The sequence below is a fragment of the Niveispirillum sp. genome, from assembly GCF_017996735.1.
In the GTDB taxonomy this organism is placed as follows: Bacteria; Pseudomonadota; Alphaproteobacteria; order Azospirillales; family Azospirillaceae; genus Niveispirillum.
Map to the genome: position 1 here is coordinate 58,499 of NZ_JAGOGJ010000022.1, position 11,988 is coordinate 70,486.

7 protein-coding genes are annotated in these 11,988 nt (G+C 63.7%); 2 read left to right on the forward strand and 5 right to left on the reverse strand.

Going from position 1 to position 11,988, the window contains the following annotated elements; genetic code table 11:
* Positions 1-143: 143 nt before the first annotated feature.
* From KBA48_RS09805 to KBA48_RS09820, 4 genes are read right to left on the reverse strand one after another with little or no spacing between them, the layout of a single operon-like run.
* Positions 144-896: an SDR family NAD(P)-dependent oxidoreductase gene (locus KBA48_RS09805; RefSeq protein ID WP_292905698.1), complete on the reverse strand. Its 753-nt coding sequence runs from the start codon at positions 894-896 to the stop codon at positions 144-146.
* Between the two features lie 18 nt (positions 897-914).
* Positions 915-2,198, reverse strand: coding sequence for an MFS transporter (locus KBA48_RS09810; protein WP_292905699.1), 1,284 nt, complete (start codon positions 2,196-2,198; stop codon positions 915-917).
* Positions 2,199-2,229: 31 nt separating this feature from the next.
* A complete protein-coding gene (locus KBA48_RS09815; protein WP_292905700.1) occupies positions 2,230-4,422 on the reverse strand; it encodes a heparinase II/III family protein in 2,193 nt (730 codons plus the stop codon).
* Positions 4,423-4,449: 27 nt separating this feature from the next.
* Positions 4,450-6,663 carry a chondroitinase-B domain-containing protein gene (locus tag KBA48_RS09820; RefSeq protein ID WP_292905701.1) on the reverse strand — a complete coding sequence of 738 codons (2,214 nt, stop codon included), beginning with the start codon at positions 6,661-6,663 and terminating at the stop codon, positions 4,450-4,452.
* Positions 6,664-6,985: 322 nt separating this feature from the next.
* On the opposite strand from KBA48_RS09820, the gene KBA48_RS09825 reads away from it, so the two are divergent.
* Both KBA48_RS09825 and KBA48_RS09830 read left to right on the forward strand, forming a co-directional pair.
* On the forward strand, positions 6,986-9,865 hold the full coding sequence (locus KBA48_RS09825; RefSeq protein WP_292905707.1) for a TonB-dependent receptor: 2,880 nt from the start codon (positions 6,986-6,988) through the stop codon (positions 9,863-9,865).
* Between the two features lie 210 nt (positions 9,866-10,075).
* A complete protein-coding gene (locus tag KBA48_RS09830) occupies positions 10,076-10,819 on the forward strand; it encodes a FadR/GntR family transcriptional regulator (RefSeq protein WP_292905703.1) in 744 nt (247 codons plus the stop codon).
* 58 nt (positions 10,820-10,877) lie between these two features.
* Here KBA48_RS09830 and KBA48_RS09835 read toward each other — a convergent pair.
* On the reverse strand, positions 10,878-11,988 hold a 1,111-nt coding region (locus KBA48_RS09835), incomplete at its 5' end, for an AMP-binding protein (RefSeq protein ID WP_292905705.1).

Sequence of the window (11,988 nt, forward strand, 5' to 3'; positions counted from 1 at the left end):
GACCCTTGGCAGATGGGAGGCCGGCGACGGCCGGCCCGGCACCGCGTGCTGCCGTGAGCCAAGGCGGCGTATGCCGCCGCCCGGCGTTGAGGGAACACGAAATCTCCCTTGATCGGTCACGATCAAGGGAGATTGTTATAAGGTCAGGAGAAGAAGGTGCCGCCATTGATGTCGATGCAGGCGCCCGTGATGAAGGCCGCCTGATCCGACAGGAGATAGGTGACAAGATCGGCCACCTCCTGCGCCTCCCCCTCCCGCCGCAGGGGCGTGGAGGCGGCGACATTCGTACGCACTTCCGCCTTCGTGAACGTGTCATGGAAGCTGGTGCTGATCATGCCGGGGCAGACGGCGTTGACGCGGATGCCGGACGGGCCCAGTTCCTTGGCCATGGCGCGGGTGAAGGTCATCACCGCCCCCTTGGCCGTGGCATAGGCGGACGCGCCGAACCCGCCGCCATCGCGCCCTGCCTGGGAAGAGAAATTGACGATGGCGCCGCCGCGCGGCATCAGCGGCACCACGGTCCGGGTCGCCAGGAAGGCCGATTTCACATTCAGGTCCATGACATGGCTGAAGAAATCGGCATCCATATCGGCCAGCAGCTTGCGTGCCACCAAGCCGCCCGTGACATTCACCAGCAGGTCGATCTGACCACCGAATGCCGCCGTGGCCGCCTTTACCAGGGCCTCGACATCGGCGGCGTTGGTCATGTCGGCCCGGTGGGCGATGGCGCGGCCACCTGCGGCCAGGATGGCCTCGACCGTCTGGGCCGCGCTGTCGGCACCGTTGCAGTAATTGACCACAACAGCGGCCCCTTCGGCGGCCAGACGCTGTGACACGGCACGGCCGATATCGCGGCCGCCACCGGTGACGATGGCAACCTTGTTCTTGAGCTTCATGCTCCTGCTCCTTGTCGGTTATTTCTGCGTGGGGGAACCGTCGGGGCGCACGGGCGTCAAACGCCCGCCCAGCAGCCAGACGGCAAGGATGGAAAGCGGCACCAGCGCGGCGCCCAGCGCGAAGATCGGCGCATAGGATTGGGCGGTCATCACCGGCACCAGCCAGGTGGTGATCAGGACGCCAGCCACCGCCGCCGTCCCGGAAATGCCGGCCAGCGTGCCGACTGACCGGCCGGAAAACAGGTCGCTGGGCAGGGTCTGGATATTGCCGATCGCTGTCTGGAACCCGAACAGGATCACGGCAATCAACAGCACGGCGGCCAGCGGTGTGGCGGCACCGGCCGTCAGCAGCAGCGACGGCAGCATGATCACCCCGCCCAGTGTGATGACGGTCCGGCGCACCCGCCCGACCTGCCAGCCCCGGTGCAACAGACGCCCGGCCAGCCAGCCGCCGAACAGGCTGCCCAGCATGGCGCCGACATAGGGAACCCAGGCGAACAGGCCGATCTGCTTGATATCAAAGCCAAAGGTTTCCGCCAGATAGATGGGCAGCCAGGACACGAACAGCCACCAGACCGGATCAATGAAGAAACGGCAGAGGATGACGGCCCAGCTTTCAGGGTGGCGCAGGATCTGGCCCCAGGTCGGGGCGTAATCGCCGCCGGCGGGTGCTCCCGCCGATTGCCGGCCCGACAGGATATGCTGACGCTCGGCTTCGGTGATCCAGGGATGCCCCTCCGGCCCGGCGCGGTAGACCAGCAGCCAGGGCACCAGCCAGGCGAACCCCAGCAGACCGACCAGCAGGAACGTCGCCTTCCAGCCGATGGCGAGATAAAGGATGGCGATCAGCGGGGCGGAGACGATGGAGCCCAGTGAAGCACCGGCATTAAACAGGCCCTGGGCAAAGGCCCGTTCGCGCACCGGAAACCATTCGGCATTGGCCTTGGCGGCCCCCGGCCAGGCGCCAGCCTCCGACACGCCCAGCAGGGCGCGGAACAGGCTGAAGCTCAGGACCGAACTGGCCAGCGCATGCAGGGCGATGGCCACCGACCAGACGGCGATGGACAGGGCGAAGCCGATACGCGTGCCGACCTGATCGAACAGCCGCCCGAACAGCGACTGGCCCAGGGCATAGAAGATCATGAAGATGGTGACCAGCAGGGCGTAATCTTCCTTGGTCGCCCCGATCTCTGGCGCGATTTCCGGCCACATCACCGCCAGCGCGTTGCGGTCGATATAGTTGACGACGGTCGCCACGCCGATCAGGGCGATGATCAGCCATCTGAGATTGGGCAGCTTCACGGCCGTTCCTCCCCGGTTTTATGGTTTGCGCTCATGGCTGCAGATCGAACCGGGCAAACGGGCCCTGCCAGCGGACAGGCGCGCCATCGACGACCACCTCATGTCCGGCATCGGCCGCGGGATTGTCGGAAATGGCCAGACGCAGGCGCGCACCCGTGGCCAGGGTCAGGGTCACGACGTCACCCCCCGGCCCCGTCACATGCGACAGGTCGGCAATACGGCTGCGCCCGCGCAACGTATATTCCGCCGCCCCGTTATATTCCCCATGCGGTTCCAGAACGCCGACGAAGCTGGCCGCTGTGGCATTGTCCAGACGCTGGATCAGGATCGGTTCGCGGCGCAGATTAAATTTCGGATCATTCGCCCCGCTTTCCGCCAGCATGGCGGTCGCACCCGCCTGCGGCAGGAAGCGGTAGGTATAGAACCGGTCGCCCTGCAGCCAGGTCAGCGTGGCATTGCCCGCCGCCGGCGTGCCCGTGGCATCGACCCAGATATGCTGATACCCGGCACCCTTGCCCAGCACGGGGCGGATCTCGGTGTTGGAGGTCAGCGGGAAACCCACATCCATGATATGGCCGCGATAATGCAGCGGCAGGTCCAGCCGGGCCGGCTTGTCCGACCGCACCTTCATCAGATCGATGACCACCGGCTTGTCCAGGTCCGCATGGCCCAGCAGGGCCAGGGTGCGGGTGAACGTGACCCCGTCATAGGCCCCTTCCATGCGGGCCGACACGATGCGCATCTGATCATCGGCATGGAAGAACAGGGGCGTGGGTGCCAACGGCTGGGCGCGTTTCAGCTCACCATCAAAATGGCTGGTCTCGTTCACGACCAGGGTGTTGTGGGCCACCGTCTGTTTGGCCCAACTGGTATTTTCCGGCAGATAGACGCCGCCCGACTTGGTCTCGATATTCAGGAAACGGGCGGCACCATAATCGGCCACCACTTCCGCCCCATTATCATAAAAGATCCAGGACAGCTTGTCGAAATGGCCATGGCCCATGCCCTGGGCGGTGTTCTTGGCCACCAGCACCTGATGCTTGGGGCCGGTGCCGGCGCGCAGGATGGCCAGGCTGCCATGGGTTCCGTCCGGCCCATCGCCCAGGTTCTGGGAGGTGAAGGCAAAGGGGGTGGCCTTGGCCGTCGCAACCCCGGCCGACAGGGCCGCCCCATCGGGTGTCAGCACCGCCTTGCCCTGCATCTGCGCCACCGACAGGAAGCCGGTGTCGCCGGTCCGGGCATAGGCGATGGCGACGGCCTGATACAGTTCCTCGGTCGCCAGGCCCTTATCCTTCATGGCGTCATTCAGGGGGAAGAACAGGCCGCCATAGGTCAGGTTGACGGTTGTGCGCACCGCCTTCAGCAGCACGCTGTCGCGGCGCTTGAATATTTCGCGCTGCGGGTCGTTCTGGTCGATGGCGCGGGCAAAGCCGATGAAGGGCAGCAACGCATAGCGCTGATAATAGGGCCCTTCCTCGTAATAGCCGTCGGGGGAGAAAAGCTGGTCCACCTGTTTCAGGAACCCGGCCTTGCCCGACTTGTCCAGGCCCAGCAACGCCTTGTCCACCAGATCGCGGTCGCGCAGGACGTAACCCGTCATGCCCACCGCCGCCACGGCCCAGGTGGCATGATTATGGATCAGGTTGAAATTCCTGGGCGCCCCATCGGACAGGAACCGGGCCATGGGCCGGAACACCTTGTCCTCGATAATCTTGCGGTCCTTTTCCGCCAGGGCGGCGCGCACCGCGTCATAGCCCTGGATGGCATAAAACAGCCAGTTGCTATCATTCAGCGTCTGCCAGAACAGTCGGCCCGGTATCTGCCCCCGTCCCGCCGGATGCGGCCCCAGGCTGGGATAGACCTGCGCATAAGCCAGCAGCATGTCGCGGCTGAACTCCGCATAGGCCTTGTCGCCCGTGATGGCGTAAAGCGCGCCGGCATCGTACAGCGCGCGGAAATTCCGCTTATGCTGTTCATGGGTGTAGCCGCCGCCGGGGTCCTTGGGCACCGGCACCTGTATGCCGGCCTGACGCACCGCCTCCACCGTCGCTATGGCGCGGGCCAGTTCGGCGGCGAATAACGGGTTCTGGCGGGCATCGCGCATGGCCTGACGCCCGGCCTCATCCACCAGAACGGGGGCCGTGTCGGCGGTGGCCGCCTGGGCCATGGGTGCGGCGGCCAGCAGCGCAAGGGCCGCCAGGGCGAAGGGATGGCGATGGTTCATGTTATTCCTCCCTGAAATGATCCGGGCTTACGGCTTGGGCGTGCCCGTAAATTCATTGTCCTTGATGGTGACCACCGGGTCCCCCACCGTGCGGGTCGTCTTGATCCCGCCGCTGTCGGTGAAGCGGTTGCCGGTGATGCGGATACCCTGCACGCCATACAGGCGCAGGGATGGCACCTCCGTCCCCGTACCGGCGCGGGTGACGCGGTTGTCGGTGAAATCCAGGCGGGGGCCGAAAGTGCTTTCATCCTTGCCACCGCGATAGAGCGACAGGACGCCCCCCTTCACATCGGTGAAGTCCGATCCAGTGACCTCCACCCGCTCGGCATTGTAGAGGCCCAGATCATCCGTTTCGGCATCCAGCTTCAGGGCGGTGCCGCTGATTTTCTCAAACCGCGAACCCTCCACCCGGATCAGGCCGGCCAGGGTGCCCTTGCCGGCCGCGATGGCGTGAAAGGCGTTGTTGACGTCCAGGCCCGTGAAGGTGACGTCTTCGATCCGCAGCTCATAATTCCGGCCCATACCGTCGGCGGTGCGGATGGCGGCGTTGCCTGTGGCGTCGGGTGCGTCTGCCCCATTGATGGTCAGCCCGGTCAGGCGCAGGCTCCCCCCCTCCTCCACCCGGAACAGGGTGGGGCGGGTGAACCGGATGTCGCCGGGACCGCGCAGCCAGAGCGGCCTGGTCACCACCAGCACCTCATCCACACGGTAAAGCCCGCTGGACAGCGACAGCACATCCCCCGCCCCGGCCTTGGCAAAGGCGGCGGACAGGGTGCCGTCACCGGGCGGCACGTCCAGGGTGCGGCCTGTGCCGAAACCGACCGGTTGCTGGTCCTTGGGATACCAGGGAACACCCACATCGGCCCTGGTGATGGGCGTCAGGTCCCGCCGCACCCCCACGCCGGCCAGGACCGGATCGGTGGGGTACAGCAGGCCGTTGGGCGCGCGGGCCAGTTCCACGGGCCGCCGGGCGATGCCGGGAACGTCCAGCGCCGCCTTCTTCGCTGGCGCCTGGACATTGCCGTCAAAGGCGATGCCCGCGATGCTGTCCATGACCCGGAAGGTCTCCGTATCATCCGCGCCAACGATCAGATTGCCAGTGAAGCGGCTGTCAGTGGGCGGGGCGGATCGTTCCTTGTCGGCACCGGCGGCCAGTTCGATGGAGGCGGCGTTGATCACGCTGTTATGGCTGATCTGCGCATTCACCACCGGGTCATAGCGGTTGATGGGCCCGTCCGGCACCCCGTTCAGGATGGCGATGGCGCTGGCAAAGCTTTTGCCGGCCAGCCCCTCCATATAGTTGTTGCGGACAATCTGATCCCGGTTGATGACCCGGATACCGCCCGTGTGCGGCTTGTCCTTGCCCAGGAAGACATTGTCCTCCACCAGATTGCCATGGCCGTGGCGCAGGGTCAGCGCACCTGCCGATTCCACAAAGACATTGCCGCGATAGATATTGGCGCCGGACTTGTTGGAGATGATCTCCACCTCCCCATCACAGCGCTCGAAGTAATTATATTCGACAGTCGTATGGCTGTCGGTGCGGGAATGCGGGCTGGTGCCCACCCGGATCGTTTCGCCGCCATTGGAGCCCAGGCTGGGCCGGGGGCCGAAATAATTGTGGTCGATGCGGTGGCGGTTCTCCAGACCATATTGCGGCTCCCGGATCACCACCAGGGTGGCACCCTGATTGGTCTTGCCCGCGATATGATTATGGTCGAAACGGTTATCGGACCCGTACAGCGCCACCCAATGGTCGCTTTCCTGCCGGGCCGGGCGGTTATAGGCATCGATGACCGTCTCGGTGACACGGGCATGCGTGGCCACCGCCCCCTTGTCCCCCCGGAAGGCAATGACCTCCCCCGTCGGGGTATAGCCGTCCCGGAACACCAGACCGGTCACCACCAGATGCGACCCCGCCAGCCGCAGATTGGATTTGCCGGACAGGATCACCTTGCCCGGCGTCTGGGCGGCCAGGGTGATCGGGGTACCCGCCGCCCCGTTGGCGAAGAAATCGATGCGGAAATCCCGCCAGACCCCATCGGCCAGGACCAGCCGATCCCCCGGCTTCGCCGTCGCCAGCAGCGCCTGAAACTGTGCCGGATCATGGGCCAGCAAGGTGCGGCCCAGTGCTGCACCTTGCTTCACCGTGGCCGTGGCCTGCGTTGAACAGGCCGGCAACAGCAGCAGCGGCAGGGCCACGGAAAGGCAGCAGAGGGATCGGAAGGTCCGGGACATCATCACCTCACATCGGATCGGCGTGCATTCAGACCAGTTCAGACCAATATGTCAACCTGTTTTCCATACCAAAAAACCGATCCACTGCCGCCACGACGGTCCGCCAACCCTGCAATCGACCCTAAACAGCAAGCAGATCCACTGGTTTATCCAGAAGAAGGCCGGTCTGAAGTCATCTCTGGCAACTGGACCGGTCTATTGGTTTGAAATTTTTCAGACCAATTGGCATGGGAATCTGGTTGACAGACTGGTCATGTGGATTTAGGGGTTCCACTTAACAAGAACCTGTGACCAATACAGTGATGAGAGGGAGGAACGCGTGGCAATGCGAATGAATAATCGCGCCGGCATGGTGCGCCTTGGCCTGTTCTGTGGCGTGGCGCTGGCCGCGCTGACGGCCGCCGCAAATGGACAGGGCACCGCCCCGGCACCGGCCAACAGCGACACCACCCTGGAAGAGATTGTCGTCACCGGCGTGCGCGCCGCGATCCAAAGCTCCATCGAACAGAAACGCGAAGCATCGGTTGTGTCCGACGTGCTGTCATCGGACGATATCGGCGACATCCCGGCCCTGTCGGTGGGCGAAGCCATCGAGAATATCACCGGTGCCGCCACCCACCGCGAAAAGGGCGGCGCGTCGGAAATCGCCGTGCGCGGCCTGGGTCCGTTCCTGGGCGCCACCACTTTCAACGGGCGGGAGGCCAGCAACGGCTCCGGCGACCGGTCGGTGAACTTCTCCATGTTCCCGTCCGAACTGATCAACGGCATCGCCATCTATAAGTCGCAGCAGGCCAATTTTGTCGAAGGCGGCGTGTCGGGCATCATCGACATGCAGACCATGAAGCCGCTGGATTTCGGCAAGCAGCGCATCCAGGTGGAAGGGCGCGGCATCTACCAGTCCTACGACAAGCGGCTGGAGGACAAGAACGGCCTGGGCTGGCGCGGCACCGGCACCTATGTCGACCAGTATGATTTCGGCAATGCCGGCGAACTGGGCATCGCTTTCGGGGTGCAGAAGGGCAAGAGCAACAATCCCGAAGAACTCTATACGGCCAGTTCGACCTGGGTCGCCTGTAACGGCAACCTGACCAGCGCCGCCACGGCCAATTGCCCGGAAGTGACACCGGCCAGCTATGCCTCGGGCACCACGCCGGCAGGCACGCCCTTCTATCTGGCGCCTGGCAGCCGCACTTTCGCGCAGATCACCGAACATGATGACCGTGAAGCCTATATGGGCTCCATCCAATGGCGGCCGCGCGACTGGCTGGATATCAATCTCGACTATCAGAACTCGGTCTATAAGTTCTGGGAGGATCGCCAGCAGCTCAACTTCTCCGAAACGCTGCGCGGCATCACCAGCCGTACCGTCGATGCCCGTGGCAACCTGCTGGCCTATGCCGGAAATTCCACGCTGGAATCCACGCCGATGGAGCGGTACCAGATCGAGAAATATGATGGCGGCGGCATCAATGTGGCCGTCAGCCTGACCGACAATTTCAGCATCGCGGCCGATTATGGCTGGTCCGACACCTACCGGTCCCGTCTGGACCGGGAGGTGCGGATGCGGTCCAACGCGACCGACATCAACGGCGCCGCCATCGCCGGTGTCACCGGCGGTCAGCGCGTGCCCTATACCTATGACGCCACCAATGGCTGGTTGCCCACCATCGGCGTTGGCGGTGGTTATGACGTGAACCGTCACGCCAATTTCAGCGCCGCCGCCCGCGTGCGCCGGACCGAACAGATCCGCTGGGACCAGATCGATGCCGGCAAGCTGGACGCGACCTATACGCTGAATGACGGGCCGATCACGGCCATCAAGGTCGGTGGCCGTTACAGCGAACATCTGTTCCGCGACGTGCCGCAGGACCGCAAGGAATATAATATCACCGACGCCGCCGCGAACGCCGCCGCCAACCGCGCCTGTCAGATCGCCTTCCCGCAAAAGGATTTCATGAAGGATGCCAAGGGCACGCCCATTTCATCCTGGGCGGCCTTCGACGCCTCTTGCCTGATGGGTTCCCTGATCGGCACCGCCGATCCCGGCCGCAATACCGACATGCGGGCCATCGGCAACCGCGATATGGTGGAAAAGGCCACCGCCGGCTATGGCATGGCCGATTATGCGCTGGACCTGGGTGATCTGCCGGTCAGCGGCAATATCGGCCTGCGCTATGTCCATACAGAGGTCAATTCAATTGGTCTGCGTGGTGGCTTCAATGTGGTCACCAATCCGGATGGCAGCATCCGGCTGGTCTCCAACGGCCAGTTTGAAAGCCTGACCTTCAAGGGCAAGAATGACGCCTGGTTGCCCAGCTTCAACGCCGCCTTTGACGTGGCCGAAGATTTCCGGGTCCGTCTGGGCCTGTTTCGCGCCATGTCGCGGCCGGATCCGGAGGATCTGGGCGCTGGCCGTACCTTCACCCTGGAAAGCGGAACCAGCTTCACCTCGGTGGAACAGGCCATCCGGTCCATCACGGCGGCCGGCAACCCGGCCATCAAGCCGCTTCTGTCCTGGAATGCCGATCTGTCCTTTGAATATTACCTGAACCGCGACAGCCTGTTCAGCGCCGCCGTGTATTACAAGAAGTTCCAGGGCGGGTTCACGAACCGCGTGGTGAATGAACAGTACAATGTCGGTGGCCGCGACATCACCGTGCCGGTCATCCTGACCGAAACCAGCGACACGAAAAGCCGCATCTATGGCCTGGAACTGTCGGGCAGCTATCGCTTCTCTGACCTGCCCTACCCGTTCGACGGGCTGGGCATGAAGGCCAGCTACAATTACGCCAACAGCAACTATGAGAATGAGGATCTGCGCCTGGGCGATCAGTATGACCCCGTCACGGGCCGCACCATCCCCGGCATCATCGATCCGGTGAATATTTTCGGCCTGTCCAAGCACGTGGTTTCCGGCTCCGTCTATTACGAGCTGGGGCCGGTGGAATTGCAGGGCATCTACAAATACCGCTCCCCCTATTTCCAGCAATTCGTGGGCGCGGCGGCACAGAACCGTATCGTGCGCGGGGCCGGCGTTATCGATTTCCGCGCCACCTGGCGCGTCGATGATCACCTGAGCCTGTCCTTCGAAGGATCGAACATCAACAATGCCGAGCGGGTGGAGGATATGCCCATCACCGGTGGCGTGCGTGAGGTCCATCTCTACGGTTCGCGTTACTATCTGGGCGCGCGTTACCGCTTCTGACGTATGATACCAGGGGGCCAAAACTTTTGCCCCCTGGTATCCGCGCCGACGGGCGCGGCGGCGGCCCATGCCGCCGAAATCAGTAAATCCTGACAAGCCAGGATTTACTGACACGCCTATGACTGATGGGGCGGTGGCAGGCTTTGCCGCCGTCCTGCCCTTGTGATATTGACAGTTCAGACCAGTGACAGGGATCAGGACCGAACCAAAGTGAAGCAGCGTCTATACCAGACCGTCACCAAGGCCATCATGGACCTGATCGAAAGCGGGGAATTCCCCGTGGGCAGCCGCCTTCCCGGTGAGCGGGAATTGAGCGAGCGGTTCAATGTCAGCCGCGTCACCATCCGCGAGGCGGAAATCGCCCTGGAGGCGCTGGGCTATATCACCGTGAAGATCGGTTCCGGCGCCTATGTGCAAAAGCCGAAGGGCGAAGCGGGAACACAGCTTCCCGACGTGTCGGCCTTTGAACTGACCGCCGCGCGTGCTGTGCTGGAGGCGGAAGCCGCCGCATTGGCCGCCGCCAATATGACCGATGAAGGCCTGGCCAAGCTGGACCAGATCGTCCGCAAGATGGCCGCCGTGAAGCATGGCGACATTGAAACGGGCGACGCGCTGGACCGGCAATTCCATCTGACCATCGCGCAGTTGGGCGGCAATCCCGTCGTGGAACACACGGTACAGAACCTGTGGCGCATGCGGACCGAATTACCGCGCGTGCGTGATGTGTATGAAAGCGTCTGTGTGTCCGATGCGCAGGCCCGGACGGATGAGCATGCCGCCATCCTGGAGGCGCTGCGCCGCCGCGACCCCGCCGCGTCGCGCGCCGCCATGCGCGAACATTTCCACCGTCTGTTCGAGGCGATGCTGACCGCCAGCGAAAAGCGGGAGTTGGAAGAAATCAAGCGCCGCACCAGCCAGGACCGGCAGCGCTTCCTGCTGACCACACAGATCTGACGGCGCGGCAGGCAGCACAAGCTGCACCCAAGCAGCGATCCGGTCAGCCGGAAAAAGCCTACTCCCCGAAGGCGCCCTTGTGCAGTTCCCGCAAGGCCGCTTTCTGCACCTTGCCCATCTGGTTGCGCGGCAGTTCATCCACGAACCAGACCCGCTTGGGCACCTTGAAGTTGGCCAGTTCGCCCTTCACATGGGCGATGATCGATGCCTCCGTCACGTCGTCGCGGCCCGGCTTCTTCTGGATCACGGCGGCCACCGCCTCACCGAAATCGGGGTGGGGCAGGCCGATGACGGCGCTTTCGACGACACCGTCGATGGCGTCCAGCACCGTCTCGATCTCCTTGGGGTAGACATTGAAGCCGCCGCAGATCACCAGATCCTTGGCCCGGCCCACGATATGGACATAGCCGCGCCCGTCGATCTTGCCCACGTCGCCCGTGATGAAAAACCCATCGGCGCGCATATCCTCCGCCGTCTTTTCCGGCTTGTTCCAGTATCCCTTGAACAGGTTCGGGCCCTTGATCTCGATCTGCCCGATCTCGTCCGTGCCCAGCAGGTTTCCCTTCTCATCCGCGATGCGCAGCGACACGCCCGGCAGCGGGAAACCCACCGTCCCTGGTACCCGATCGCCCTTCAGCGGATTGGAGGTAATCATCCCCGCCTCCGTCATGCCATACCGTTCCAGGATCGCATGGCCGGTGCGGGCGGAGAATTCGGTATGCGTATCGGCCAGCAGCGGGGCCGACCCGCTGATGAACAGCCGCATATGCGCCACCAGATCGGCCGTAAACCCGGCATGGGTCAGCAGGCGGGTATAGAAGGTGGGCACACCCATCAGGACCGTGGCCTGCCCCAACAGTTCCACCACCCGGTCCGCGTCGAACTTCGACAGGAACAGCATGTGCCCGCCATTCAGCAGGGTGGTGTTGGTGGCGACGAACAGCCCATGCACATGGAAGATGGGCAGGGCATGCAACAGCACGTCCCCCGGCACGAAGCCCCACAATTGATGCAGCGTCAGGGCGTTGCTGGCCAGATTGCCATGGCTGGTCATCGCCCCCTTTGACCGGCCCGTCGTGCCCGACGTATAGAGGATGGCCGCCAGTTCATCCTCGCCCAGCGCCACCGTCTCGAACGCATGGCTGAGGTGCAGGGCCATGTCGGGCAGG

Bases quoted from the DNA above. Each gene is read 5' to 3' on its own strand.
- KBA48_RS09805 (WP_292905698.1), bottom strand. From the start codon at position 896: ATGAAGCTCAAGAACAAGGTTGCCATCGTCACCGGTGGCGGCCGCGAT.
- KBA48_RS09815 (WP_292905700.1), bottom strand. From the start codon at position 4,422: ATGAACCATCGCCATCCCTTCGCCCTGGCGGCCCTTGCGCTGCTGGCC.
- KBA48_RS09820 (WP_292905701.1), bottom strand. From the start codon at position 6,663: ATGATGTCCCGGACCTTCCGATCCCTCTGCTGCCTTTCCGTGGCCCTG.
- KBA48_RS09825 (WP_292905707.1), top strand. From the start codon at position 6,986: ATGCGAATGAATAATCGCGCCGGCATGGTGCGCCTTGGCCTGTTCTGT.